Source organism: Pseudomonas sp. HC1(2025) (assembly GCF_058742075.1).
Window position 1 is genome coordinate 4,047,247 of sequence record NZ_CP196017.1, and the last position, 26,954, is coordinate 4,074,200.

At 58.6% G+C, this 26,954-nt stretch carries 24 protein-coding genes; 5 read left to right on the top strand and 19 right to left on the bottom strand.

Going from position 1 to position 26,954, the window contains the following annotated elements; genetic code table 11:
- Positions 1-42: 42 nt before the first annotated feature.
- Both ACSSVH_RS17855 and ACSSVH_RS17860 read left to right on the top strand, forming a co-directional pair.
- Positions 43-459, top strand: coding sequence for an OsmC family protein (locus ACSSVH_RS17855; RefSeq protein ID WP_170056983.1), 417 nt, complete (start codon positions 43-45; stop codon positions 457-459).
- A gap of 64 nt (positions 460-523) precedes the next feature.
- A complete protein-coding gene (locus ACSSVH_RS17860; protein ID WP_169956494.1) occupies positions 524-1,390 on the top strand; it encodes a pirin family protein in 867 nt (288 codons plus the stop codon).
- A gap of 92 nt (positions 1,391-1,482) precedes the next feature.
- Here ACSSVH_RS17860 and ACSSVH_RS17865 read toward each other — a convergent pair whose 3' ends face one another.
- The 4 genes from ACSSVH_RS17865 to ACSSVH_RS17880 all read right to left on the bottom strand — a co-directional run bounded on the left by ACSSVH_RS17865 (position 1,483) and on the right by ACSSVH_RS17880 (position 5,210).
- Positions 1,483-2,211, bottom strand: coding sequence for a dienelactone hydrolase family protein (locus tag ACSSVH_RS17865; protein ID WP_170056982.1), 729 nt, complete (start codon positions 2,209-2,211; stop codon positions 1,483-1,485).
- Positions 2,212-2,278: 67 nt separating this feature from the next.
- Positions 2,279-4,183: a molecular chaperone HtpG gene (htpG, locus tag ACSSVH_RS17870; RefSeq protein ID WP_169956490.1), complete on the bottom strand. Its 1,905-nt coding sequence runs from the start codon at positions 4,181-4,183 to the stop codon at positions 2,279-2,281.
- A gap of 89 nt (positions 4,184-4,272) precedes the next feature.
- Positions 4,273-4,737, bottom strand: a complete 465-nt coding sequence (locus ACSSVH_RS17875; protein ID WP_169956488.1) for a PaaI family thioesterase — start codon at positions 4,735-4,737, stop codon at positions 4,273-4,275.
- The gene (locus ACSSVH_RS17880; protein ID WP_169956486.1) at positions 4,734-5,210 is read right to left on the bottom strand and encodes a PaaI family thioesterase; all 477 of its coding nucleotides are present in this window, start codon (positions 5,208-5,210) and stop codon (positions 4,734-4,736) included. Before ACSSVH_RS17880 ends, ACSSVH_RS17875 begins: the two co-directional genes overlap by 4 nt.
- Positions 5,211-5,368: 158 nt before the next feature.
- On the opposite strand from ACSSVH_RS17880, the gene ACSSVH_RS17885 reads away from it, so the two are divergent.
- Positions 5,369-5,620, top strand: a complete 252-nt coding sequence (locus ACSSVH_RS17885; RefSeq protein ID WP_029292691.1) for a hypothetical protein — start codon at positions 5,369-5,371, stop codon at positions 5,618-5,620.
- A 73-nt stretch (positions 5,621-5,693) separates the two neighbouring features.
- Here the strand turns inward: ACSSVH_RS17885 and ACSSVH_RS17890 are convergent, their stop codons facing one another.
- The 12 genes from ACSSVH_RS17890 to sdhC all read right to left on the bottom strand — a co-directional run bounded on the left by ACSSVH_RS17890 (position 5,694) and on the right by sdhC (position 20,139).
- Positions 5,694-6,095 (bottom strand): MAPEG family protein, encoded by a 402-nt coding sequence (locus ACSSVH_RS17890; RefSeq protein ID WP_169956484.1) that lies wholly within the window; start codon positions 6,093-6,095, stop codon positions 5,694-5,696.
- Positions 6,092-6,832, bottom strand: a complete 741-nt coding sequence (locus tag ACSSVH_RS17895; RefSeq protein WP_169956482.1) for a DUF599 domain-containing protein — start codon at positions 6,830-6,832, stop codon at positions 6,092-6,094. Before ACSSVH_RS17895 ends, ACSSVH_RS17890 begins: the two co-directional genes overlap by 4 nt.
- A 199-nt stretch (positions 6,833-7,031) precedes the next feature.
- Entirely contained in the window at positions 7,032-8,345 is a 1,314-nt protein-coding gene (gene brnQ / locus ACSSVH_RS17900; RefSeq protein ID WP_169956480.1) for a branched-chain amino acid transport system II carrier protein, read from the bottom strand.
- A gap of 416 nt (positions 8,346-8,761) precedes the next feature.
- The gene (gene sucD / locus ACSSVH_RS17905) at positions 8,762-9,643 is read right to left on the bottom strand and encodes a succinate--CoA ligase subunit alpha (RefSeq protein ID WP_057438865.1); all 882 of its coding nucleotides are present in this window, start codon (positions 9,641-9,643) and stop codon (positions 8,762-8,764) included.
- The gene (gene sucC, locus ACSSVH_RS17910) at positions 9,643-10,809 is read right to left on the bottom strand and encodes an ADP-forming succinate--CoA ligase subunit beta (protein WP_003233235.1); all 1,167 of its coding nucleotides are present in this window, start codon (positions 10,807-10,809) and stop codon (positions 9,643-9,645) included. Before sucC ends, sucD begins: the two co-directional genes overlap by 1 nt.
- Before the next feature lie 202 nt (positions 10,810-11,011).
- Positions 11,012-12,448: a dihydrolipoyl dehydrogenase gene (gene lpdA, locus ACSSVH_RS17915; RefSeq protein WP_169956478.1), complete on the bottom strand. Its 1,437-nt coding sequence runs from the start codon at positions 12,446-12,448 to the stop codon at positions 11,012-11,014.
- Positions 12,449-12,547: 99 nt separating this feature from the next.
- Positions 12,548-13,774: a 2-oxoglutarate dehydrogenase complex dihydrolipoyllysine-residue succinyltransferase gene (odhB, locus tag ACSSVH_RS17920; protein WP_170056980.1), complete on the bottom strand. Its 1,227-nt coding sequence runs from the start codon at positions 13,772-13,774 to the stop codon at positions 12,548-12,550.
- A 44-nt stretch (positions 13,775-13,818) separates the two neighbouring features.
- Positions 13,819-16,650 (bottom strand): 2-oxoglutarate dehydrogenase E1 component, encoded by a 2,832-nt coding sequence (locus ACSSVH_RS17925; protein ID WP_169956474.1) that lies wholly within the window; start codon positions 16,648-16,650, stop codon positions 13,819-13,821.
- A 260-nt stretch (positions 16,651-16,910) separates the two neighbouring features.
- Positions 16,911-17,615: a succinate dehydrogenase iron-sulfur subunit gene (locus ACSSVH_RS17930; RefSeq protein WP_169956472.1), complete on the bottom strand. Its 705-nt coding sequence runs from the start codon at positions 17,613-17,615 to the stop codon at positions 16,911-16,913.
- Positions 17,616-17,626: 11 nt separating this feature from the next.
- Positions 17,627-19,399, bottom strand: a complete 1,773-nt coding sequence (gene sdhA, locus ACSSVH_RS17935) for a succinate dehydrogenase flavoprotein subunit (RefSeq protein ID WP_076963916.1) — start codon at positions 19,397-19,399, stop codon at positions 17,627-17,629.
- 3 nt (positions 19,400-19,402) lie between these two features.
- Positions 19,403-19,771 carry a succinate dehydrogenase, hydrophobic membrane anchor protein gene (gene sdhD / locus ACSSVH_RS17940; RefSeq protein WP_029292670.1) on the bottom strand — a complete coding sequence of 123 codons (369 nt, stop codon included), beginning with the start codon at positions 19,769-19,771 and terminating at the stop codon, positions 19,403-19,405.
- On the bottom strand, positions 19,765-20,139 hold the full coding sequence (gene sdhC, locus ACSSVH_RS17945; RefSeq protein WP_003172804.1) for a succinate dehydrogenase, cytochrome b556 subunit: 375 nt from the start codon (positions 20,137-20,139) through the stop codon (positions 19,765-19,767). The genes sdhD and sdhC overlap by 7 nt, the downstream gene beginning before the upstream one ends.
- Before the next feature lie 364 nt (positions 20,140-20,503).
- Between sdhC and gltA the strand changes: the two genes are divergently transcribed.
- Positions 20,504-21,793, top strand: coding sequence for a citrate synthase (gltA, locus tag ACSSVH_RS17950; RefSeq protein WP_003222994.1), 1,290 nt, complete (start codon positions 20,504-20,506; stop codon positions 21,791-21,793).
- Positions 21,794-22,037: 244 nt separating this feature from the next.
- Here the strand turns inward: gltA and ACSSVH_RS17955 are convergent, their stop codons facing one another.
- From ACSSVH_RS17955 to ACSSVH_RS17965, 3 genes are all read right to left on the bottom strand, one after another.
- Positions 22,038-23,696: a cation acetate symporter gene (locus ACSSVH_RS17955; RefSeq protein ID WP_133714242.1), complete on the bottom strand. Its 1,659-nt coding sequence runs from the start codon at positions 23,694-23,696 to the stop codon at positions 22,038-22,040.
- Entirely contained in the window at positions 23,693-24,004 is a 312-nt protein-coding gene (locus ACSSVH_RS17960; RefSeq protein ID WP_029292656.1) for a DUF485 domain-containing protein, read from the bottom strand. The genes ACSSVH_RS17955 and ACSSVH_RS17960 overlap by 4 nt, the downstream gene beginning before the upstream one ends.
- 265 nt (positions 24,005-24,269) lie before the next feature.
- Entirely contained in the window at positions 24,270-25,121 is an 852-nt protein-coding gene (locus ACSSVH_RS17965) for a glycine betaine ABC transporter substrate-binding protein (protein WP_170042643.1), read from the bottom strand.
- A 273-nt stretch (positions 25,122-25,394) separates the two neighbouring features.
- On the opposite strand from ACSSVH_RS17965, the gene ACSSVH_RS17970 reads away from it, so the two are divergent.
- The gene (locus ACSSVH_RS17970; protein ID WP_492633569.1) at positions 25,395-26,948 is read left to right on the top strand and encodes a glycoside hydrolase family 17 protein; all 1,554 of its coding nucleotides are present in this window, start codon (positions 25,395-25,397) and stop codon (positions 26,946-26,948) included.
- The last annotated feature ends 6 nt before the right edge of the window (positions 26,949-26,954 follow it).

The following is a 26,954-nucleotide window of genomic DNA, read 5'->3' on the forward strand; positions in this document are numbered from 1 at the left end:
ATAACTGCATGACCTTCATCCTGCCACCTAGTGAGGCTTGCCATGCCTGTTATCGTCAATACGCTGAACACCGAGAACTTTCGCCATAGCGTCAACATCAATAACCATGAGCTGTTTACCGACCTGCCCAAGACCCTGGGTGGCGACGACTCGGCGCCCTCGCCCCACGATTACTTCGACGCGGCGCTGGCCTCGTGCAAGGCGCTGACCGTCAAGCTGTATGCGCAGAAAAAGGACATCCCCCTGACCGGTGTGACCGTAGAAGTCACCCACGAAAGCACCGAGGAACAAAAGGGCAAGTACAAGCTCAACGTCAAGCTGACCCTCAAGGGCGTGCTCACCGATGAGCAGCGCGCCGAGCTGCATCGCGTGGCCGACAAGTGCCCGGTGCATAAACTGATGACTACCGCCGAGATCAGCATCGAGACCCGGCTTGCCGAAGGCGCGTTCAGCCAATAACACCGATTCCCTGTCTGGCGGGTTATGCTCAAGCCCTACAAACCCGCTCAGACAGGGACGCTCCATGACCACCGTGACCGTGATTCGCCCGCGCGCCGAAGATGTCGAAGGCCAACCGATCCTGCGCCCGCTGCCCTCGCGGGAATGCCGCAGCGTCGGGCCTTTCGTGTTTTTCGACCATATGCTCCGAACCCGCTACGCCCCCGGCAGTGGCATGAATATCCGCCAGCATCCGCATATCGGCTTGTCCACTCTCACCTACCTGTTTGAAGGCGAACTGCTGCACAAAGACAGCCTCGGCTCCGATCAAGTGGTGCAGGCCGGTGATGTCAGCTGGATGACCGCCGGCAGCGCCATTGCCCACGTCGAACGCACACCTGACGCGCTCAAGGCCAAGGGGTTCGAGCTGCATGGCCTGCAGGTGTGGCTGGCCTCGCCCAAGGCACACGAGCAAGGGCCGGGGCATTACAGCCATCACCCTGCCAACAGCTTGCCGGTCAGTGACAACCTCGGCGTGGCGATCCGCATGATCGCCGGCAATGGCTTTTGCCTGGAATCACCGGTGCCGGTGCTGTCGCCGACGCTGTATGCCGAGGCTCATATGCAAACCGCCACCACCCTGCTGATTCCTGATGAGCATGAGGAACGGGCGGTGTATGTGCTCGACGGTGATGCGCAGTTGGATGGCGAACCTTTGGCAGTCCATAGCCTGGTGGTGTTGCCGGCGGGCCAGAGCATGACGCTGTTTGCCGAAACCGACTGCCATCTGGTGATCTTCGGCGGCGCGCCGCTGGATGGGCCTCGGCGGATCAACTGGAACTTTGTCGCCAGTGATCCGGCGTTGATCGAACAGGCTCGCCAGCGCTGGGCGGCTGGGGATTGGCCGACGGTGCCAGGGGAGACAGGGAGAATTGAGTTGCCTCTGAGATAGCTATCGCGGGCAAGCCCGCTCCCACACTTGGAATGCATTCCAAAATGTGGGAGCGGGCTGCCCGCGATGGGGCCAACTCAGGCGCTAAATATTCAGCCCTTGAACACTTCATCCAACAAATTATGCATCGCCTGGAACGCCCGCCCGGCAGTCTTGGCGTCGTACATCATCTTGCCCGGCACATTCGCCTGCGGGTCAGTGAACGAATGCACCGCGCCACCGTAGCTCAGCAATTGCCAATCCACCCCGGCCGCGTTCATCTCATCTTCAAAGGCAGGCAACTGCTCCTTGGGCACCAACGGGTCAGACGCACCATGCAGCACCAGCACCGAACCCTTGATGCGCTTGGCATCCGCCGGGTTTGGCGTGTCGAGGGTGCCATGGAACGACACCGCTGCCTTCAGCGACGCCCCGGTACGTGCCAGCTCCAGTGAACAGCAACCGCCAAAACAGAAGCCAAAGGTCGCCAGCTTCGAGGTATCGACCGCGGCTTCGGCCTGACCTTGCAGTTGCGCAAAAGCCGCCTGCATGCGCTTGTTCAGCAAGCCACGGTCATTTTTCAACGGCATCATCGCGGCGCCAGCTTCATCGCCATTGGACGGGCGCACCTGTTGCCCGTACAGATCGGCGATCAACACCACATAGCCCTTGCCGGCCACGGCCTTGGCGATCTCTTCGGCGCCTGCGCTGACGCCCATCCAGTTCGGCGCCATCAACAGGCCCGGCAGCGGGTCCGTGTGGCTGGCATCGAAGGCCAGGCGGCTTTCATAAGACTGGCCATCAATCTGATAGACCACGGAACGCACGGTGACTTGGCTCATCATCTTCTCCAGTTGATATGCACGAGAACGAAAAACCCCGCCGAAGCGGGGTTTTCTTGCAGCGTTGTTAAACCGACAGTTCAACCAACAGCTTGTTCAGTCGGCGCACGTAGGCGGCCGGGTCTTTCAAGCTGTCCCCTGCGGCCAGGGCCGCCTGGTCGAAGAGGATGTGCGACAGGTCGCCAAAACGCTCTTCGCTCTGCTCGCCGTCGAGTTTCTCGATCAGCGGGTGAGCCGGGTTGAATTCGAAGATCGGCTTGGAATCCGGCACCTTCTGCCCGCTGGCTTCAAGGATCTGGCGCATTTGCATGCCCAGGTCCTGCTCGCCGATGGCCAGGATCGCCGGGGAGTCGGTCAGACGGTGGGAAACCCGCACTTCGCTGACGGCATCGCCCAGTGCGGTCTTGATGCGCTCAACCAGGCCTTCTTTGGCCTTGGCCACTTCTTCGGCTTCTTTCTTCTCTTCTTCGGAGTCCAGGTTACCCAGGTCTAGGTCACCACGGGCCACGTCGACGAAGGACTTACCGTCGAACTCGCTGAGGTAGCTCATCAGCCACTCGTCGATACGGTCGGTGAGCAGCAGCACTTCGATGCCTTTCTTGCGGAAGACTTCCAGGTGCGGGCTGTTCTTGACCTGGGCGTAGGTTTCGCCGGTCAGGTAGTAGATCTTGTCCTGACCTTCCTTGGCGCGCGCCAGGTACTCGGCCAGGGACACCACCTGCTCGCCGTCCTCGCCTTGAGTCGAGGCAAAACGCAGCAGGCCGGCGATTTTTTCCTTGTTGGCGAAATCTTCTGCCGGGCCTTCCTTCATGACCTGGCCGAAGTTTTTCCAGAAGCCCTTGTATTGCTCAGGCTCGTTCTTCGCCAGTTTTTCCAGCATGTCCAGCACACGCTTGGTCAGCGCCGACTTCATGGAGTCGATGATCGGGTCTTTCTGCAGGATTTCCCGCGACACGTTCAGCGACAGGTCGTTGGAGTCAACCACGCCCTTGATAAAGCGCAGGTACAGCGGCAGGAAGGATTCCGCCTGATCCATCACGAATACGCGCTGCACATACAGCTTCAGGCCTTTCGGCGCTTCGCGCTGGTACAGGTCGAACGGAGCGCGGGCCGGGACGTACAGCAGCGAGCTGTATTCCAGCTTGCCTTCGACCTTGTTGTGGCTCCAGCTCAGCGGATTTTCGTAGTCATGGGCGATGTGCTTGTAGAACTCCTGGTACTCCTCGTCCTTGACCTCGGTACGCGGACGGGTCCACAGGGCGCTGGCGCGGTTGACCACTTCCCACTCCTGGGCAGGAGCCTCTTCGCCTTCGGCCGCCGCTTGTTCTTTCGGCAGTTCGATGGGCAGCGCGATGTGGTCGGAGTACTTCTTGATGATGTTGCGCAGGCGCCAGCCATCGGCGAATTCGTCTTCACCGGACTTCAGGTGCAGCACGATGCGGGTACCGCGATCAGCCTTATCGACGGTGGCGATTTCAAATTCGCCCTCGCCTTTGGAAGACCAGTGCACGCCTTCGCTGGCGTCGAGACCGGCGCGGCGGCTGAACACTTCAACTTTGTCGGCGACGATAAAGGCCGAGTAGAAGCCCACGCCGAACTGGCCGATCAGGTGCGAATCTTTCTTCTGATCGCCCGAGAGGTTCTTCATGAAGTCGGCGGTGCCGGATTTGGCGATGGTGCCCAAATGGGTAATCGCGTCTTCACGGCTCATGCCGATGCCGTTGTCTTCGAGCGTGACGGTCTTGGCGTCCTTGTCGAAGCTCACACGGATTTTCAGTTCTGCGCCACCTTCCAGCAACTCAGGCTTGGACAGGGCTTCGAAACGTAATTTGTCGACAGCGTCAGAGGCGTTCGAGATCAATTCGCGAAGGAAGATTTCCTTGTTGGAATACAGCGAATGGATCATGAGGTGCAGCAGTTGCTTCACCTCGGTCTGGAAGCCCAGGGTTTCCTTTTGAGTTTCCACACTCATGGTCATCAAACTCCAATTGGATGGCAGTGGCCGCGCCCTAGAGGGTTGGCGGCGGGTTGTCATCAAAGTTGGGGGCTAAGACCAGGATTTCAAGGGTGGCCCTGCTCCTGAATCTTGAAATGCGCGCGAGCGGTAGCGATGGGCTCGGCAGGGGTGCTCTGCCAGGCAGTGATCGCCACATTGGCCACCCGCCGTCCCTGGCGCCACACCTGGCAGGTTGCGTAGGTGTCGCGAAACTGCCCGGCCCGCAAGTAATCCAGGGAAAAATCGACGATCTTCGGCAGGCCTGTTTCAACCCGTGGGGTGCCTGTAGCCACCCATAGATGAAAGGCCGCCGACAACTCCATAAACCCTGCGATCACCCCGCCATGGATGGCCGGCAATATCGGGTTACCAATATTGTCCTTGTTCGCCGGCATGCGGAACAACAACTCATCCCCCAGTCGCGTGCACTCGACGCCGATCAGGCGGGCATAGGGAATCAACTCGAGCAACGCCTTATAGTCGCCGCGTTGGTGGGCCTGCTGCATCCGGGTCTTGAATTGATGGGTCATGCCTGTTCTCCCTTGATGCTACTGCCCAGCCCCTTGGTGCCCTTCAATCGCTTGCCCATGCGCATGAACGTGCCCACTACATGGGCAATCGGCTGCTGGGGATCGTCCTGGTAAGCAAAGCCCCGGGTGAAAATCACATCGGTGGTCACCCGATAACATTGGGCAAAGCCAAACACCGTCTTGTGCGGCTCGGCCGGGTGCATGTAGTCAATGCGCAGATCCAGGGTCGGGCAGACCTCGAACTCCGGCAGCACGCACAGGGTGGCCATGCCACAGGCGGTGTCCATCAGCGAGGTCAAGGCGCCGCCATGGATGATCCCGGTTTGCGGATCGCCGACGATCTGCGGGCTGTAGGGCAGGTACAAGGTCATGCCCTCGGTGTTTGCATCATGTACCTGGATCCCCAGCACCTGACAGTGGCGCAGGGCTGAGACAAAACGTGCGGCACGCTCTAAAAGGGGGCTATCGGTCATTGGATAAAGACTCTTATTAGTAGTGATCCGGCGAAACAAATACCCCGGAAGAAAGTTCCTTGGCAAAACGGCTTATATATCTGTGGGATTAAAGGAACTAATGCGTGCACCCCATGCTCGAAAGGCCAGTAGATATCTTCAATAAGGAGAAACACCCCATGCGCAAGACTTTCGCTGTTTCCTTGATGTTGGCTGCCGCCCTTGGCCTCGCTGCCTGCGATAAAAAATCCGAGGACAAAGCTCAGGATGCCAACCAGCATGCTGAACAAGCTCAGGAAAAAATGAGCGAAGCTCAGGATAAAGTGAACGACGCTGCAAAAGAAAACGCCGAAGCCGCCAAAGCCCAAGCTGAATCTGACGCTGCCGCCGCTAAAGAAGCTGCACCCGCTACACCTGCAACCGGTTCCTGATACCGCGGTTTAAATACCATGTTGCAAAAGAAAGCCCGCTTAATAGCGGGCTTTACTTTGCGCGAGACTTTTATCAGATCAGCAAAGTGCGAAATGTCGGACTAAGCATCAACAACAGCGAACACAGCAACCCCACCAGCCACACCAGGCTGCGTTGCCACGCCAAGTCCGCCCAATAACACGCAAGATAGACTACCCGCGCAATCACAAAGATGATCGCCAGCCAGTCAATCAGGTAGCCCTGAGTCTGGGTGGTATGGGCCATCAATACCCCCACCGCAAACAAAATAAACGCTTCAAAACTGTTTTGATGAGCAGCCACCGCCCGCGCGCCAAAGCCGGTCAGTTGTGCCTGTTGATGGCGAGGCAGATGGTTGTCATACCCGCCCTGCTCTTTCATGGCCTTGCCCACCGGCATGCGCGCCACGAAAATCAGCAACGCGCTGATAAACACACACCAGAACGGAATACTCACGATGTTGCCTCCTTGTTCGCTTCAGGCATCGGTGCCTCTGTAGGGGTATAGACCATGACTTCCAGAACGTCGGAATGAAATTCACGCCGATACAACACCAGCACCACCCCGCTGCTCATCAGCATGAACAGCCAGGGGCTGACAAACCAGGCGAGCATGGTCATGCCGAAGTAATAGGAACGCAGGCCGAAGTTGAACTGGTTGGCGGCCATGGAGATCACCCGCGCCGCCCGCGAGGCAAACGCCTTGCGCTCCTGCTCGGAGACGTGGCGCTCACCGACCATCGGCGCCGAGCCAATCAGGATGGCGGCGAAGTTGTACTGGCGCATGCACCAACTGAAGGTAAAGAAGGCATAGACAAACACCAGGGCCAGGCACAGCAGCTTGATCTCCGACATGCCCTGGGATGCCTGCTGCACCATGGGAATGTCCGCCAGCAGCGACACCGCGCGCTCCGATGCTCCCAGCACGGTGAGGATACCGGCGAGAATGATCAGGGTGCTGGAGGCAAAGAACGAGGCGTTGCGCTCCAGGTTGCCGATCACGCTGGCATCGGCGATGCGGTTGTCGCGCAGGAGCATGCGGCGCATCCAGTCTTCGCGATACAGATGCAACACACTGGCGAGGCAGGCAGTGTCACGGGCTTTCCAACTGGCGTAGCGGGTGTAGCCGCCCCAGCAGATGACAAACCACAGCGCAGCAAGCAGGTGGATCAGGTTGGCTTCGACAAATGACATGCGGGTCCTCTAAACAATAGGGCTGGCTCACTCGGACAATGTGGGGCTTGCCTGCTCCCACACTGACCGTGTTCCTGATCTGGAAAACTCATAACCCCTTCGACGTTAGCCTGCAAAAAAAGACACCGCCGAGCGCCCATAAAAAATGCCCCGGATCGATAGATACGGGGCATTTCGATGTCAGCGTGTAACGAACGCTTTAAGCGATGGCTTCGCTGCGCTTGCCGAGCATGCGGTCGACCCCGAATGCAGCCACCAGGGTGATCACACAAGGCACCAGCCAGGCCAGGCCTTGTTCGCTCAATGGCAGGTTCGCCATTTGAGTGGGCATCCAGCCAGCCAGGCCTGCGCCCTTGAGTGCGTCAATGGTGCCGAAGATGAACGAAACCAGCATCACCGGGCCAAGGATACGGCCATGCTCATGCCAGAAATCCTTGCAGAAACTCAGGGCGACCAGAACGATGCACGGCGGGTAGATCGCGGTCAGGACCGGGATCGAGAACGCGATCAGCTTGGTCAGGCCCAGGTTGGACACCAGCAGCGAGAATGCGGCGAGGATCACCACCAGGGTCTTGTAGGACAGTGGCAACACGCGGCTGAAGTACTCGGCGCAGGCACAAGTCAGGCCCACGGCTGTTACCAGGCACGCCAGGGAAATCAGCACCGCGAGGAAGCCGCTGCCCAGGGAACCGAAGGTATGTTGTACGTAGGCGTGCAGTACCGCTGCGCCGTTGGCTGCACCGGCAGCCACTTCATGGCTGCCCGAACCGAGGCGGAACAGGCTGATGTACACCAGTGCCAGGCCGAGGCCGGCAATCAGTCCGGCAATGATCGCGTAACGGGTGATCAGCTGTGGCGATTCAACGCCACGGGAGCGGATGGCGTTGACAATCACGATGCCAAACACCAGTGCGCCCAGGGTATCCATGGTCAGGTAACCATTGATAAAGCCCTGGGAGAACGGTGCGGCGACGTACTCTGGCGTAGCAACGCCAATATCACCCGCAGGCAGGGCAAAGGCCGCGATGCCCAAGACCGCCAGCGCGATGATCTTCAGCGGCGCGAGGAAGCGGCCGACGGTATCCAAAAGTCGCCCTGGGTACAGGGAGATGAAGAACACCAGCAGGAAGTACACCGAGCTGTAGAGGAACAGTGCCAGCGGGCTTTCGCCGGTCAGTGGCGCCAGGCCGACTTCAAAGGAGACTGTTGCGGTACGTGGCGTGGCGAACAGCGGGCCGACTGCCAGGTAGCACGCTGCAGCCAGGATGCCACCGGCGACCTTGCCGATAGGGCTGCTCAAAGCGTCCATGCCACCGCCGACCTTGGCCAGGGCGATGACCGTGACCACCGGCAGGCCGACTGCAGTGATCAGGAAGCCCAGCGCTGCCATCCAGACATGGGGCCCGGACTGCAAACCAACGATAGGCGGGAAGATGATGTTACCGGCGCCCACGAACAGCGCAAAAGTCATAAAGCCCAACGCCAGGATATCCTGGCCTTTCAACACTTTCATTTGAGGAAATACCACACTACTGAATCGGAATTTAGAGGGGGATTCCCTATGGATGAGGGAAATACTGCCGGCCCTTATGGGGACCGACCGGTCTAGCACGCGGCTTCCTTTTGGGATGCGGGCGCATAAAGAGGCGGCAAGAGTACCGAATTTGTCTGACAAACGCACTGTTGCAGGGCGGACTGTCCGATAAGCGACACTTTGATGTCGCGTTTTCATACTTAACTTGGTAATACAAACAAATGTGGGAGCGCGCTTGCTCGCGAATGCGGTGGGTCAGCACCGAATGTATCAACTGATACACCGCATTCGCGAGCAAGCCCGCTCCCACATTTTGATCTTCAGCAACCTGCAGAATGCACAAAGGCCACCCGAAGGTGGCCTTTGTGTGGTGAAGCGTCAGTTAAGCGCGAGGCTTACTTGATCGCCCAGCCAGTCAGCTCGGACAAAGCCTTGCCGATGTCTGCCAGCGAACGCACGGTTTTTACGCCTGCGTCTTCCAGGGCAGCAAACTTCTCGTCCGCAGTGCCTTTGCCGCCAGAGATGATTGCGCCAGCATGGCCCATGCGCTTGCCCGCAGGGGCAGTCACACCAGCGATGTAGGAAACAACCGGCTTGGTCACGTGTGCCTTGATGTAGGCAGCCGCTTCTTCTTCAGCCGAACCGCCGATCTCACCGATCATTACGATCGCTTCGGTCTTCGGGTCTTCCTGGAACAGTTTCAGGATGTCGATGAAGTTCGAGCCTGGGATCGGGTCACCGCCGATGCCGACGCAAGTCGACTGACCGAAACCGGCGTCAGTGGTCTGCTTCACAGCTTCGTAGGTCAGGGTGCCGGAACGGGAAACGATACCGACTTTACCTGGCAAGTGAATGTGACCTGGCATGATGCCGATCTTGCATTCGCCTGGAGTGATCACGCCTGGGCAGTTAGGGCCGATCAGGGTAACACCCAGCTCGTCGCACTTAACTTTAGCGTCCAGCATGTCCAGGGTAGGAATGCCTTCGGTGATGCAAACGATCAGCTTGATGCCGCCGAATGCTGCTTCCAGGATGGAATCCTTGCAGAAAGGAGCTGGAACGTAGATCACGCTGGCGGTGGCGCCAGTTTGAGCAACAGCTTCTTTCACGGTGTTGAACACTGGCAGGCCCAGGTGCTCGGTGCCGCCTTTGCCCGGAGTGACGCCACCGACCATCTTGGTGCCGTATTCGAGGGCTTGCTGGGTGTGGAAGCTACCTTGCGAACCGGTAATACCCTGGCAGATAACTTTGGTGTCTTTATTGATCAGGACGCTCATTATTTGCCCTCCGCAGCTTTGACAACTTGTTGAGCAGCGTCGGTCAGGCTGGTAGCAGCGATGATGTTCAAACCGCTTTCTGCCAGTACTTTAGCGCCCAGTTCAGCGTTGTTACCTTCAAGGCGTACAACAACCGGGATTTTCACGCCGACTTCTTTCACTGCACCGATGATGCCTTCGGCAATCATGTCGCAACGAACGATGCCGCCGAAGATGTTGACCAGTACTGCAGCGACGTTGGAGTCGGACAGGATGATCTTGAACGCTTCGGTAACGCGTTCTTTGGTGGCACCGCCGCCTACGTCGAGGAAGTTGGCTGGCTTGCCGCCATGCAGGTTGACGATGTCCATGGTACCCATGGCCAGGCCAGCACCGTTGACCATGCAACCGATGTTACCTTCCAGGGCTACGTAGTTCAGTTCGAACTTGGCAGCGTGCGCTTCGCGCGGATCGTCTTGCGACGGATCGTGGAAAGTCTTCAGCTTAGGCTGACGGTACATGGCGTTGGCGTCGATGTTGATCTTGGCATCGAGGCAATGCAGATCGCCGTCAGCCTTGATCACCAGCGGGTTCACTTCCAGCAGGGCCAGATCGTGATCCTGGAACAGTTTGGCCAGACCTACGAAGATCTTGGCGAACTGGGCAACTTGCTTGCCTTCCAGGCCCAGCTGGAAAGCCAGCTCGCGACCCTGGAATGGCTGAGCGCCAACCAGTGGGTCGATAGTGGCTTTCAGAATTTTTTCTGGGGTTTCGTGAGCGATCTTCTCGATGTCCACGCCACCTTCGGTGGAAGCCATGAACACGATGCGACGGCTCGAACGGTCAACGACAGCGCCCAGGTACAGCTCTTTAGCGATATCAGTGCACGATTCAACCAGGATCTTGGTGACTGGCTGGCCATTGGCGTCAGTCTGGTAAGTCACCAGACGCTTGCCCAGCCACTGCTGTGCGAAGGCCTTGGCGTCTTCTTTGCTGCGAACCAGCTTAACGCCGCCCGCTTTACCGCGACCACCAGCGTGGACCTGGGCTTTGACAACCCATTCAGTGCCGCCGATTTTGTCGCAAGCTTCTGCTGCTGCTTCCGGGGTGTCTACTGCGTAGCCCTTGGAAACTGGCAGGCCGTACTCAGCGAACAGCTGCTTACCCTGATACTCGTGAAGATTCATGCTTTTTACCGTCTTCGTTAGGTACTGCGCATTCGGCGCTGCGCTCATTATGAGTGCCGCGCCACCTGTGACTGCTGCTTGCCCAACTTCGCTGCCCTAGGGCCGGCAAAGCTGCGCAAGACTGCGTCCAGCGGATATTCCGCGGTGAGTCTTGCGCGCAAGGCTCACGACGGGCAACCGCCGTGGTTTCTTATTATCTCGCTTAGCGCTTCTTCTTGTTGGCAATGTGGATGGCATGGCCATTCACTGCCAACGCGGCTTCGTGCAGCGCTTCAGACAGGGTCGGATGGGAGAAAACCATCATGCCGATGTCTTCGGCGCTGGTGCCGAATTCCATACCGATAGCGCCCTGCTGAACCAGTTCTGCTGCGCCTGGGCCAATTACGTGGACACCCAGTACGCGGTCAGTCTTGGCATCAGCGATGACTTTGACAAAACCGCCAGTGTCGTTCGCTGCCATGGCACGGCCAGAAGCGGCAAACGGGAAGGTGCCGACGTTAACTTCAACGCCTTCAGCTTTCAACTGCTGTTCGTTCTTGCCGACCCATGCAATTTCCGGGTGGGTGTAGATAACCGAAGGGATCAGGTCGTAGTTCATCTGGGTCTTGTGACCCTTGATGCGCTCAACCACCATGATGCCTTCTTCGGATGCCTTGTGTGCCAGCATCATGCCGCGAACCACGTCACCGATGGCATAGACGCCAGGCACGGTGGTAGCGCAGTGATCGTCGACGTGGACAAAACCACGCTCGTCGATGGTCACGCCGCTGTCAGAGGCCAGCAGATCAGCGGTCACTGGACGGCGACCAACGGCAACGATCAGCTTGTCGAAAGTGATGGTCTGTTCGCCATCCTTGTCGGTGTAGGTCACGACAACTTCTTCGCCGTTGACTTTCGAACCGGTCACGCGTGCGCCCAGCTTGATGTCCAGACCTTGTTTGGTCAGGGTTTTCAGCGCTTCTTTGGACACCGCGGTGTCGGCAGCCAGCAGGAACGTGTCCAGGGCTTCCAGCACGGTCACTTGCGAACCCAGGCGGGACCAGACCGAACCCAGCTCCAGGCCGATTACGCCAGCGCCAATCACGCCCAGGCGTTTCGGTACCGATTGGAATTCCAGGGCGCCGGTCGAATCGACGATCACGTTCTGATCAACAGGAGCCGGTGGAATGTCGATTGGACGCGAACCTGGAGCCAGGATCACGTTCTCGGCTTCGATGATTTCGGTCGAACCGTCTGGCTTGGTGATTTCAACTTTCTTGCCGGCCAGCAGTTTGCCGTGACCTTGCAGGGAAGTGACGCCATTGGCCTTGAACAGGGTAGCAACGCCAGAGGTCAGGCCTTTGACGATGTTGGCCTTGCGGCCGACCATTGCTGGCACGTCCATGGTCACGCCAGCGTGGTTGATGCCGTGGATGGCAAAACCGTCCTGGGCTTCGTGGAATTTCCAGGAGCTGTCCAGCAGCGCCTTGGAAGGAATGCAACCGACGTTCAGGCAGGTACCGCCCAGGGCCAGTTTGCCTTCCTTGTCAGTGTATTTTTCGATGCACGCAGTCGAGAAGCCCAGTTGTGCGGCCTTGATGGCGGCCACGTAGCCGCCAGGGCCCGCACCGATCACTACAACGTCAAATTTCTGTGTCATGAAAATAGATCCTCTATTTGCGACAAGCTTTTAGCTCCAAGCTGCAAGCCAAGCTGATTTTTCCTACAGCTTGTAGCCCGCAACTTGAAGCTGCTTCTATCAGATATCCAGGAGCAGGCGAGCCGGGTCTTCCAGCAGATTCTTGATGGTCACCAGGAACGTAACGGCTTCCTTACCATCGATCAGGCGGTGATCGTAGGACAGCGCCAGGTACATCATCGGACGGATCACGACCTGGCCGTTGATGGCCATCGGACGCTGGATGATGTTGTGCATGCCCAGGATCGCAGCTTGCGGCGGGTTGACGATCGGGGTCGACATCATCGAACCGAAAGTACCACCGTTAGTGATCGTGAAGGTACCGCCGGTCATCTCGTCGATGGTCAGCTTGCCGTCACGGGCTTTCTTGCCGAAGCCAGCGATGCCGCCTTCGATTTCAGCCAGGCTCATCAGTTCGGCGTTACGCAGGACCGGTACCACCAGGCCACGATCGCTGGAGACGGCAACGCCGACGTCTGCATAACCGTGGTAAACGATGTCGCTGCCGTCGATGGAAGCGTTGACTGCCGGGAAACGCTTCAGCGCTTCGGTGGCCGCTTTCACGAAGAACGACATGAAGCCCAGGCGCACGCCGTTGTGGGACTTCTCGAACAGATCCTTGTACTTCGAACGCAGGGCCATGACTTCAGTCATGTCGACTTCGTTGAAAGTGGTCAGCATCGCCATGTTCGACTGTGCTTCAACCAGGCGCTTGGCCACGGTGGCACGCACACGGGTCATTGGCACGCGCTTCTCGGTGCGGTCGCCAGCGGCGAACACAGGCGCAGCGGCAGCCGGGGCAGCAGCCTTGGCAGGTGCGGCAGCCGGAGCGTTTTTCTTGGCTTCAACAGCAGCAACCACGTCTTCCTTGGTCACACGGCCGTCTTTGCCAGTGCCTTTGATGGAAGCCAGGTTGATGCCGTTTTCTTCAGCCAGCTGACGTGCAGCCGGCGCAGCGATTGGATCTTCACCACCAGCAGCCGGAGCGGCAGCAGCAGGTGCGGCAGCCGGAGCAGCAGCAGCGGCGGCTGGAGCGGCGGCGGCAGCGCTGCCCGCTTCGATCGAGCCCAGTACCTGGTTGGACAGGACGGTTGCACCTTCTTCGGCAACGATGGCGCCCAGGACGCCGTCGGCTTCGGCCAACACTTCCAGGACGACTTTGTCAGTCTCGATGTCGACGATCAGGTCGTCACGCTTGACGGCCTCGCCTGGTTTCTTGTGCCAGGTGGCAACGGTGCCATCGGCAACCGATTCCGGGAATGACGGGGCTTTGATTTCGATAGCCATTATCTGTGGGTCCTTAAAATTCGGTTTCAGTCAGCGCGAAGGCGTTAAACAGTGAAAGCATCTTGCAGCAGTTTTTCCTGCTGCTCGGCGTGCATCGATGCATAACCACAAGCAGGTGCAGCAGAAGCATCACGACCGGCGTACTCCAGGCCCAGGGCCTTGTTGTGGTTGCCGATGCTGCGACGCAGGTGATGCTGGCTGCTGTACCACGCGCCCTGGTTCATCGGTTCTTCCTGACACCACACCACATGGGTGAGGTTGGTGTAAGGCGCAATGGCCTCCATCAGGTCATCTTCCGGGAACGGGTAAAGCTGCTCGATACGCACGATGGCGATGTCTTCGCGGCCTTCGGCACGACGTTTTTCCAGCAAGTCGTAGTAAACCTTGCCGCTGCACAGGATCAGGCGAGTGACCTTGGCTGCATCCAGGGTGTCGATTTCCGGAATAACGGTCTGGAACGAACCATCGGCCAGATCTTCCAGGGTCGAGATGGCCAATTTGTGACGCAACAGCGATTTCGGAGTCAGCACTACCAGCGGCTTGCGCAGCGGGCGGATCACCTGGCGACGCAGCAAGTGGTAGATCTGGGCCGGGGTAGTCGGCACGCACACCTGGATATTGTGCTCGGCGCACAACTGCAGGTAACGCTCCAGACGGGCCGAGGAGTGCTCAGGACCCTGACCTTCATAACCGTGTGGCAGCAACATGGTCAGACCGCACAGACGGCCCCACTTGTGCTCGCCGCTGGTGATGAACTGGTCGATAACCACCTGGGCACCGTTGGCGAAGTCGCCGAACTGGGCTTCCCAGATCACCAGCGCGTTAGGCGTGGTGGTCGAGTAACCGTATTCGAACGCCAGTACGGCTTCTTCGGACAGGAACGAATCGTACAGGTCGAAACGTGGCTGGCCTTCATACAAGTGCTGCAACGGGATGTAGGTGCCCGCGTCTTTCTGGTTGTGCAATACCGCGTGACGGTGCGAGAACGTACCACGGCCGATGTCCTGGCCGGTCATGCGAATCGGGTGACCTTCGAACGCCAGGGTCGCGTACGCCATGGTTTCAGCGTAACCCCAGTTGATCGGCAGGCCGCCGGCTTGCATCTTCTGACGGTCTTCGTAGATCTTCGCAACCTGGCGCTGTACCACGAAGCCTTCCGGGATTTCCAGCAGCTTGGCGGACAGTTCCTGCAGGGTTTTCAGATCGAACGAAGTGTCGTGGCGCGCAGTCCAGGCGTGGCCCAGGTATGGACGCCAGTCCACGAACAGCTCTTTGTTCGGCTCTTTGACCAGGCTTTTTACTACATGCAGACCGTTGTCCAGCGCGTTGCGGTATTCATCGATTTTCGCCTGAACACGCGCTTCATCCAGCACGCCGGCCTTGGTCAGGCTTTCGGCGTACAGCTCACGGGTGGTGCGCTGCTTGGAGATCTGCTGGTACATCAACGGCTGGGTGCCGCTAGGCTCATCCGCTTCGTTGTGACCGCGACGGCGGTAGCAAACCAGGTCGATGACCACGTCACGCTTGAACTGCATGCGGTAGTCAATGGCCAGTTGGGTCACGAACAATACGGCTTCCGGATCATCCCCATTCACATGGAGGATCGGCGCCTGGATCATCTTGGCAACGTCGGTCGCGTACTCGGTAGAGCGTGCGTCCAGCGGGTTGCTGATGGTGAAACCCACCTGGTTGTTGATGACGATGTGAATGGTACCGCCGGTCTTGAAGCCGCGAGTCTGCGACATCTGGAACGTTTCCAGGACCACGCCTTGACCGGCGAATGCCGCGTCACCGTGGATGGAAATCGGCAGAACCTTCTCACCGGTGGAGTCGTTGCGACGATCCTGGCGAGCACGTACCGAACCCTCGACCACTGGAGAAACGATTTCCAGGTGGGATGGGTTGAACGCCATGGCCAGGTGGACTTCACCACCGGTGGTCATCACGTTGGACGAGAAGCCCTGGTGGTATTTAACGTCACCGGAACCCAGCTCGACCTTCTTCTTGCCTTCGAACTCGTCGAACAGCTCGCGCGGGTTCTTGCCGAAGGTGTTGACCAACACGTTCAGGCGACCACGGTGAGCCATGCCGATCACGATTTCCTTGGTGCCGTAGGAACCGGAACGCTGGATCAGCTCGTCAAGCATCGGAATCAGGCTCTCGCCGCCTTCCAGACCGAAACGCTTGGTGCCCGGGTATTTGGTGCCCAGGTATTTTTCAAGGCCTTCGGCAGCGGTGACGCGCTCAAGCAGGTGGCCACGTACATCGGCAGACAGCACCGGACGGCCACGCACGCCTTCCAGGCGATGCTGGAACCAGTGGCGCTGCTCGGAATCGGTGATGTGCGTAAATTCAGCGCCGATGGTGCGGCAATATGTCTGCTGCAACGCTTCGTGAATTTCGCGTAGGCTCGCTTCCTCTTTGCCGATGAACAGGTCGCCGGCACGGAAAATCGTATCAAGATCGGCATTGGTCAAGCCGTAGTGATTGATCGACAGGTCTGCAGGTGCAGGACGCTGCCACAGCCCCAGCGGATCAAGCTGGGCTGCCTGGTGGCCACGCATACGGTAGGCCTGGATCAGTCGCAATACTTCAACTTGCTTCTTCTCGTGCTCACTGCTCACGCTCCCGGCGGAAACCGGTTGGGCGCGGCGCTGGTTCTTTGCCAGCAGCACAAATTGATCGCGAATTGTTGCATGCGATACATCGGTGGCAGCGTTGCCGTCTGAAGACAACGTCTGAAATTTGGTGCGCCATTCTTCTGGCACAGCGTTAGGGTCGTGCAGGTAGAGCTCATAAAGCTCTTCCACATAGGCAGCGTTACCACCTGAAAGATAGCCGCTGTTCCACATGCGCTGCATCACGCTTTCTTGCATGCTTGGTCACCCTCGATTTGGGGACACCACCGGCGAAAACACCGAGTTTGCTTGCAAAAGGCCAAGTGCAGCGACCAAAACAAGCCACTTAGGATCACGCTGATAGTTCGGGTACCAACCCGAATGCCCCTGCTTGTCTCATTTCTTCAAAATAAGAGCTGCGGCTTTGTAAGTCGCTGCTCAAGTTAAAACTACGGCGCCGGTTGAAGCCTGCGCCGTAGCATTTACGGGCACAACGGTCCTGCTTTTACTACAACGTCTTACACGCCGCTTTGCAGCAGCATGTTCCGGATGTGACCAATGGCCTTAGTCGGGTTCAGGCCTTTGGGACATACGTTGACGCAGTTCATGATCCCGCGGCAGCGGAATACGCTGAACGGGTCATCCAGTGAAGCCAGACGCTCGGACGTCTTGGTGTCACGGCTGTCTGCCAGGAAGCGATAGGCTTGCAGCAGTGCAGCTGGACCCAGGAACTTGTCCGGGTTCCACCAGAAGGACGGGCAAGAGGTCGAGCAGCAAGCGCACAGGATGCACTCGTACAGACCGTCGAGCTTCTCGCGCTCTTCCGGGGACTGCAGACGCTCGATGGCCGGAGCCGGCGTATCGTTCTGCAGGAATGGCTTCACCTTCTCGTATTGCTTGTAGAAGATGCTCATATCGACGACCAGGTCACGGATAACCGGCAAACCTGGCAGTGGACGTACAACAAGCTTGTTCTTCTTGACCACGGCCGACAGCGGCGTGACACAAGCCAGGCCGTTTTTGCCGTTGATGTTCATGCCGTCGGAGCCGCAGACACCTTCACGGCAAGAGCGACGATAGGAGAAACCTTCGTCCTGCTCTTTGATCAGGGCCAGCACATCCAGCACCATCAGGTCTTTACCACCGGTATCGACCTCAAATTCCTGCATGAACGGCGCAGCGTCCTGATCAGGGTTGTAGCGATAAACACTGACTTTCAACATGGCAGCCACCCTTAGTAAGTCCGAATCTTCGGTTCAAACGTCGGAACCGTCTTCGGCGAGAAGTTCACGGCACGCTTGGTTACGCGCTTGTCACCCGGGAAGTACAGGGTGTGGCACAACCAGTTTTCGTCATCGCGATCTTCAAAGTCTTCACGAGCGTGGGCACCACGGGATTCTTTACGAACCTCGGCGGCAATCGCAGTCGCTTCAGCCACTTCCAGCAGGTTTTGCAGCTCAAGGGCTTCGATACGAGCGGTGTTGAACGCCTGGCTCTTATCGTTGATCTTGACGTTGGCAATCCGCTTGCGCAGGTCAGCCAGCTGGGCAATACCCTTCTGCATGTATTCGCCAGTACGGAATACACCGAAGTAGTTCTGCATGCAGCTTTGCAGCTCGCGACGCAGGGTTGCTACGTCTTCGCCATCAGTGCGCTCGTTCAGCGCGTTCAGGCGTGCCAGGGCAGCTTCGATATTGGCGTCGGTCGCGTCATCGTATTCGATGCCGTCGGTCAGGGCTTTTTCCAGGTGCAGGCCGGCAGCTCGGCCGAATACCACCAGGTCGAGCAGCGAGTTGCCGCCCAGACGGTTGGCACCGTGAACCGATACGCAAGCCACTTCGCCTACAGCGAACAGACCATGAATGATCTCGTCCACGCCTTCGGCGTTCTGGGTGATCGCCTGGCCATGAATGTTGGTCGGCACGCCGCCCATCATATAGTGGCAAGTTGGAACTACTGGTACTGGAGCAACTACCGGGTCAACGTGTGCGAAAGTCTTGGACAGTTCGCAGATACCTGGCAGGCGGCTGTGCAGCACTTCTTCGCCCAGGTGATCGAGCTTGAGCATCACGTGGTCGCCGTTCGGGCCGCAACCGTTGCCGGCGATGATTTCTTTAACCATCGAACGGGCAACCACGTCACGACCGGCAAGGTCCTTGGCGTTCGGAGCATAACGCTCCATGAAACGCTCGCCGTGCTTGTTGATCAGGTAACCGCCTTCACCACGGCAGCCTTCTGTAACCAGTACACCGGCGCCGGCGATGCCGGTTGGGTGGAACTGCCACATTTCGATGTCTTGTACCGGAACGCCTGCACGCAGGGCCATGCCAACGCCGTCGCCGGTGTTGATCAGGGCGTTGGTGGTCGAAGCGTAGATACGACCTGCACCGCCAGTCGCCAGAACGGTAGCCTTGGCGCGGATGTAGGTGGTTTCACCGGTTTCGATGCAGATAGCGATCACGCCGACGAATGCGCCGTCCTGGTTCTTCACCAGGTCAACTGCGTAGTACTCGTTCAGGAACGTGGTGCCGGCTTTCAGGTTGCCCTGATAAAGGGTGTGCAGCAGTGCGTGACCGGTACGGTCGGATGCCGCGCAGGTACGGGCAGCCTGGCCGCCTTTACCGTAATCCTTGGACTGGCCGCCGAACGGACGCTGGTAGATACGCCCCTGTTCGGTACGGGAGAACGGCAGACCCATGTGGTCCAGCTCGAATACCGCAGCCGGGCCTTCCTGACACATGTACTCGATAGCGTCCTGGTCACCGATATAGTCGGAACCCTTGACGGTATCGTACATGTGCCAGCGCCAGTCATCGTTCGGATCCGCAGAAGCGATGGCGCAGGTGATGCCACCCTGGGCCGATACGGTGTGGGAACGGGTCGGGAACACCTTGGTGATCACGGCTGTCTTGTGACCGCCCTGGGCCAGCTGCAGTGCAGCGCGCATGCCGGCGCCGCCACCACCAATAATGATGGCGTCAAAAGAAATCGTTGGAATGTTAGCCATGAATCAGATACCCCAGAGAATCTGCACACCCCAGACGAAGTAAGCGAACATCGCGACGCCGCATACTGCCTGGAAAAGGAAACGTACTGCAGTCGCGGACTTGCCCAGCGCCATCGGCGTCAGGTAGTCGGTCGCGATGGTCCACATGCCGACCCAGGCGTGAGCGCCCAGGGCCACAAGGGCGAGCAGACTGAAGATACGCATCCCGTTGTGGGAGAACAGACCGTGCCATTGGGCGTAGCCAATGCCAGGGTTTGCAACGAGGTACCCGATCAGGAAAATGAAATAAGCCGCGAGAACGACCGCAGACACTCGTTGTGCCATCCAGTCATAGAGGCCCGAACGCGAAAGGTTCGTAACGCTGGTTACCATATCCAAACTCCTGCCAGAACGATCAGCACCACGGAAATGGCGATGATGATTTTCGAGCCCAGGCGGCCGCCTTCCAGCGTCTCACCGATGCCCATGTCCATGATCAAGTGGCGCACACCGGCTACCAGGTGATACAGCAGAGCGGACAGGAGGCCCCATGCTACGAACTTGGCCAGCGGGCTGGTCAAGCATGCCTTCACCTCGGCGTATCCTTCCTCGGAACCCAGGGATTTGCTCAATGCATAAAGCATGATGCCCAAGCCCAGGAACAGGATGATGCCGGAAACACGGTGCAGGAACGACGTAACGCCGGTGATGGGGAGTTTGATGGTCCTTAGGTCTAGGTTTACAGGTCGTTGGCTATTCACGGCTTTTTTTCACACTGAAGAGCCCCTAACAATCAGGGCAAAGTTGTTGGGGAGTGCACTGGTCAGGTAAGCACCACCCAGGGAGTGCGACCCCCAATGAAAGCAAGCCCAAAAGCCCTTGGCGGTCGGTGGCCGAGTATAGACAGTTAGGCTACTAATGACAACGCGCGCTCCTCACCCTAATAGCTGATTGCGCTGACGGGATAAAAGGCGTAAACGGCAGGCAATTTCGAGGAAAAAGTACGGTTAAAGCCTTCTGGGGCAAGACTTTAGGCAAATTGACATCTGGATTTATATCAATATAGTGGTGCGGGCCCTGCGTGGGGGGTCTGTCTGATGATTTGAAGCATAAATAGGAGGCCACATGGCTGACAAAAAAGCGCAGTTGATCATCGAGGGCGCAGCCCCCGTCGAGCTGCCCATTTTAACCGGCACCGTTGGTCCCGATGTTATCGACGTACGGGGCCTGACGGCCACGGGCCGTTTCACTTTCGACCCAGGCTTCATGTCGACCGCTTCTTGCGAGTCGAAGATTACCTATATCGATGGCGATAATGGCATTTTGCTACATCGCGGCTACCCGATCGAACAACTGGCCGAGAAATCGGACTACCTGGAAACCTGCTACCTGCTGCTAAATGGCGAATTGCCAACAGCCGAGCAAAAGGCCCAGTTTGTCAGCACCGTGAAGAACCACACCATGGTTCACGAGCAGTTGAAGACCTTCTTCAACGGCTTCCGTCGCGACGCCCACCCGATGGCCGTCATGTGCGGTGTAGTCGGCGCCCTGTCGGCCTTCTATCACGACTCCCTGGACATCAATAACCCGCAGCATCGCGAAATCTCCGCGATCCGCCTGGTTGCGAAGATGCCCACCCTGGCCGCAATGGTTTACAAGTACTCCATGGGCCAGCCCATGATGTACCCGCGCAACGACCTGACGTATGCGGAAAACTTCCTGCACATGATGTTCAACACCCCGTGCGAGATCAAACCGATCAGCCCGGTGCTGGCCAAGGCCATGGACCGGATCTTCATCCTCCATGCCGACCACGAACAGAACGCCTCGACGTCCACCGTGCGTCTGGCAGGCTCCTCGGGTGCCAATCCGTTCGCCTGTATCGCCGCCGGCATCGCCGCACTGTGGGGCCCTGCCCACGGCGGTGCGAACGAAGCCGTATTGACCATGCTCGATGAAATCGGCGATGTGTCCAACATCGACAAGTTCATCGCCAAGGCCAAGGACAAGAACGATCCGTTCAAGCTGATGGGCTTCGGCCACCGGGTCTACAAGAACCGCGACCCGCGCGCCACCGTCATGAAGCAGACCTGCGACGAAGTGCTGAAGGAACTGGGCATCAACAACGATCCGCAACTCGAACTGGCCATGCGCCTGGAAGAGATCGCACTGACCGACCCGTACTTCATCGAGCGCTCGCTGTACCCGAACGTCGACTTCTACTCGGGGATCATCCTCAAGGCGATCGGCATTCCAACCAGCATGTTCACCGTGATCTTCGCCCTGGCGCGGACCGTGGGCTGGATCTCCCACTGGAAAGAAATGCTCTCCAGCCCGTACAAGATTGGCCGCCCGCGCCAGCTGTACACCGGCTACGAGTCGCGTGACATTACCAAGCTGGAAGACCGCAAGTAAGCATTCAACTGCTTAGCTGCATTGAGAACGGCCTCCCTTAGTGGAGGCCGTTTTTGTTTGTGCTGCCTGACAGGCCGCTTTCGCGAGCAAGCCCGCTCCCACAGTTGTCCACATTTCAATGGATGAATGCGGTCAACTGTGGGAGCGGGCTTGCTCGCGAAAGCAATAGCCCAGGCAACACAGGACCCCAGGCAAAAAAATACCCCGGCCTTTCAACCGGGGCATTTCTTATTGAGCTACAAGCTTAGTGGTTAACCGCCCCGCTCGCCCCCAGGCCAGTCTGCGAACGCACAAACTGCGGGAAGTACAGCGCACGCTCTTTCACCGCCGCCGCCGACTTGTCGGTGATGGAGAAGAACCAGATACCCACGAACGCGATGATCATCGAGAACAGCGCCGGGTATTCGTACGGGAAGATCGCTTTTTCATGGTGCAGGATCGAGACCCAGATGGTTGGACCCAGGATCATCAAGCCAACAGCGCTGACCAGGCCCAGCCAGCCGCCAATCATCGCGCCACGGGTGGTGAGGTTCTTCCAGTACATGGAAAGCAGCAACACCGGGAAGTTACAGCTGGCAGCAATGGAGAACGCCAGGCCGACCATGAACGCAATGTTCTGGCTTTCGAACAGGATACCCAAGCCAATCGCCAGGACTGCCAGGGCGATAGTGGTGATCTTCGACACGCGAATCTCATCCTTCTCGTTGGCCTTGCCCTTCTTGATCACGCTGGCATACAGGTCATGGGACACCGCCGAAGCACCGGCCAGGGTCAAGCCGGCAACCACCGCGAGGATGGTGGCAAACGCCACGGCCGAGATGAAGCCCAGGAAGATACTGCCGCCCACCGCATTGGCCAGGTGCACCGCCGCCATGTTGTTACCACCGAGCAAGGCGCCTGCTGCATCCTTGAACGCCGGGTTGGTGCTGACCAGCAGAATCGCGCCGAAGCCGATGATAAAGGTCAGGATATAGAAGTAGCCGATGAAGCCTGTGGCATACAGCACGCTCTTGCGGGCTTCTTTAGCGTCACTCACGGTGAAGAAGCGCATCAGGATATGTGGCAGGCCAGCGGTACCGAACATCAGGGCCAGGCCCAGGGAGAACGCCGAGATCGGATCTTTCACCAGGCCGCCAGGACTCATGATCGCCTCACCTTTAGGGTGAACCTTGATCGCCTCGGAGAACAGCATGTTGAAGTCGAAGTTGACGTGCTTCATCACCATCAGAGCCATGAACGAGGCACCGGACAGCAGCAGCACTGCCTTGATGATCTGCACCCAGGTGGTGGCCAGCATGCCGCCGAACAACACATAAAGGCACATCAAGATACCCACCAGGATCACCGCCACATGGTAATCAAGGCCGAACAGCAGTTGGATCAGCTTGCCCGCGCCGACCATCTGCGCGATCAGGTAGAACGCCACCACCACCAGCGAACCGCAAGCCGACAGGCTGCGAATCTGGGTTTGCCCGAGGCGGTAGGACGCCACGTCGGCAAAGGTGTACTTGCCCAGGTTACGCAGGCGCTCGGCAATCAGGAACAGAATGATCGGCCAGCCCACCAGGAAGCCGATCGAGTAGATCAGGCCATCGTAGCCAGAGGTGAACACCAGCGCGGAAATCCCCAGGAAGGACGCCGCCGACATGTAGTCGCCAGCAATCGCCAGGCCGTTCTGGAAACCGGTGATCTTGCCACCCGCGGCATAGTAGTCGGCCGCCGAGTTGTTACGTTTGGACGCCCAGTAGGTAATGCACAATGTTGCGCCGACAAAGGCGACAAACATCAGGATCGCTGCAATGTTCAGCGGTTGCTTGTGCACTTCACCGGTCAATGCGTCCGCCGCCCAAACGGCAGGAGCAAAAAGCGAAGCGCCGAATACAGCCAATAGACGACGGATCATTGCGCAGCCTCCTTGAGAATCGCATTGTTCAGGTCGTCGAATTCGCCATTGGCGCGTCGCACGTAGATGCCTGTGAGAACGAAGGCCGAGACAATCAGCCCGACCCCGATAGGGATTCCCCAGGTTATGGACGATTCAGGACTGATCTTGGCCCCCAGGACTTGCGGTCCATAGGCGATCAACAGGATGAATCCGGAGTACAGCCCAAGCATGATCGCCGAGAGAATCCAGGCGAACTTTTCCCTTTTTCTCACCAGCTCCTTGAAGCGCGGGCTGTTTTGAATCGAGAGGTAAATGCTGTCGTTCATTGTTTTTATCCTCGCAGCACAGCTTTTTTATTATTGGAACGTATCCACTGTATGCGGCTGCAGGACAGGTTCCAGACGACCTTAGTCTTAGAACCAGTGTAGCGAGGGTTTGGCAGGGGCCAGAAACAATTGCGCGAGCGAGCTTATGTGGCAGCGGGCTTGCCCGCGATGGCGGTGAATCAGTCAGGTATCCATCAACTGACCCACCGTAATCGCGGGCAAGCCCGCTCCTACACAAAGTGCGTTCCCACCGTTTTTGGGGGTGTTACGGAGCGGTCCACTCGGCCACACGCTCAGGATGCTTGGCCACCCAATCCTTGGCCGCCACATCAGGCTTGGCACCTTCCTGGATGGCCAGCATGACTTCGCCGATTTCATCCTTGGAGGCCCACTGGAATTTCTTCAGGAACGCCGCGACTTCCGGGGCTTTCTTTTCCAGGCCCTTGCTGCCGATGCTATTAACCGTCTCGGCGGCGCCATAGATGCCTTTGGGATCATCAAGAAAGCGCAGTTTCCACTTGGCGAACATCCAGTGCGGCACCCAGCCGGTCACTGCGATGGAGTCTTGCTTGTCTTCGGCGCGGGTCAATTCGGCGATCATTGCCGCCCCGGAACTGGCTTGCAGCTTGTAGTCCAGGCCGTATTGCTTGATGGCTTCGTCGGTCTTGAGCATCACGCCTGAACCGGCATCGATGCCCACGATCTTGTTTTTGAAGGTGGTGTCGGTCTTCAAGTCCTCGATGGACTTGGCCTTGACGTACTCCGGCACGATCAAGCCGATCTTCGCATCCTTGAAGTTGGGGCCGTAGTCGACCACCTTGTCCTTGTTCTTGGTCCAGTACTCACCATGGGTCACCGGCAGCCAGGCCGAAAGCATGGCGTCGAGCTTGCCGGTGGCCACGCCCTGCCACATGATCCCGGTGGCAACTGCCTGCAGTTTCACGTCATAGCCGAGCTTTTGCCTGATCACTTCAGCCGCCACGTGGGTGGTGGCGACACTGTCCGACCAGCCGTCCACATAGCCGATGCTCAGGGTCTTGCTGTCGGCGCTGGCCAGTGTGGAACCCATCGCAACTACCAACGTGGCAGCTGCGCCCAAGAGTCGTCGCATCTTCATAGTGCTTCCCCGAAAGTGCTGCGCCCGGCGGATGCCGAGCGACGTCAACCTGTTGTCAGGTGGTGCCTTTGGATCATCAACCTGCCGCCCCTGCGGACCTGCTCTGACTACGACCTCAGCGGAGCAAGAAACGACATCACAAAGCCAGCAGGACAATTTGTAGGAACTCGCGTCAAAATCCCGCTCGAACTTTGCATGTCAAAATTATGCGGCCCCACTGAGAACCGGCAAATGCAGGTAAGATGCGCGCCTTTGCTCCTACACGGCCTGACCATGACCGCGACTGCCCGCTCCCCCTTCCTGCCTTATATATTTGCCTTGCTGCTCGGCCTGTTCGCACTCGGTGGCTACTGGTATGGCCTCGGCCAGCCAGTGGTACTGCCGGATGTGGCCAGCGCCAGCCACAAGCTGCAATGCGCGTCCTACACGCCCTTCGACAAGGACCAATCGCCGTTCGACCAGCCGTTCAAACTGCGCCCCGAACGCATGGACGCCGACCTGGCACTGCTGGCCACGCGCTTTGAGTGCATCCGCACCTACTCCATGACCGGCCTCGAAGCCCTGCCGGACCTGGCGCGCAAACACGGCCTGAAGTTGATGATCGGTGCTTGGATCAACAGCAACCCGGTGGACAATGCCAAGGAAGTCGACCTGCTGATCGCCTCGGCCAACGCCAACCCTGACGTGGTCACGTCGGTGATCGTCGGCAACGAAGCGCTGCTGCGCAAGGAAATCACCGCCACGCAACTGGTGAAGCTGATCGAAAAGGTCAAAAGCCAGATCCAGCAGCCGGTCACCTACGCCGACGTCTGGGAGTTCTGGCTGCAACACCCGGAAATCGCCCCGGCGGTGGATTTCCTGACCATCCACCTATTGCCGTATTGGGAAGATGACCCTGCCGGCATCGACCAGGCCCTGCGCCATGTCGGTGATATCCGCCAGACCTTCGGCAACCGCTTCGCCCCCAAGGACGTGATGATTGGCGAAACCGGCTGGCCCAGCGAAGGCCGCCAGCGGGAAACCGCCGTGCCGAGCAGAGTCAACGAAGCCAAGTTCATTCGCGGTTTTGTCGCCATGGCCGAAGCCAATGGCTGGCACTACAACCTGATCGAAGCCTTTGACCAACCGTGGAAACGCGCCAGCGAAGGTGCGGTTGGCGGTTACTGGGGCCTGTTTGACGCCGATCGCCAGGACAAGGGCATCCTCGCAGGCCCAGTCACCAACGTGCCGTACTGGCCGCTATGGCTGGGCGTTGGCGGGCTGATCCTGCTGGGTACCCTGGCGCTCGGCGGACGGGTTCGCAACACCCGCGCGGCGCTGTTGCTGCCGCTGTTGGGTGCGGTCGCGGCGGGTTCGATTGGCAGTTGGGCCGAACTGACCCGGGTGACCGCACGCTTCACTGATGAATGGATCTGGGCCGGGCTGTTGCTGGCCCTTAACCTGTTGGTGCTGGCCCATGGGGCCCTGGCCTTGAGCGCTCGCCAGGGTTGGCGCGACCGGACTTTCGCCTGGCTGGAGCAACGCGCCGGCTGGCTGATCGCATTTGCCGGGTTCGCCACGGCGGTGATGATGCTGGCGCTGGTATTCGACCCGCGTTACCGCAGCTTCCCCAGCGCCGCCCTGCTACTGCCAGCCCTGGTTTACCTGCTGCGCCCGGTCAACGGGCCACGCCGGGAAATTGCCCTGCTGACCTTCATCATCGGCGCCGGCATTGCACCGCAGCTGTATCGCGAAGGCTTGATGAACCAGCAGGCCCTGGGTTGGGCGCTGGTCAGTGGGTTGATGGTTGCAGCCTTGTGGCGTTGCCTGCGGGTGCGCAACGCCTAAGATCGC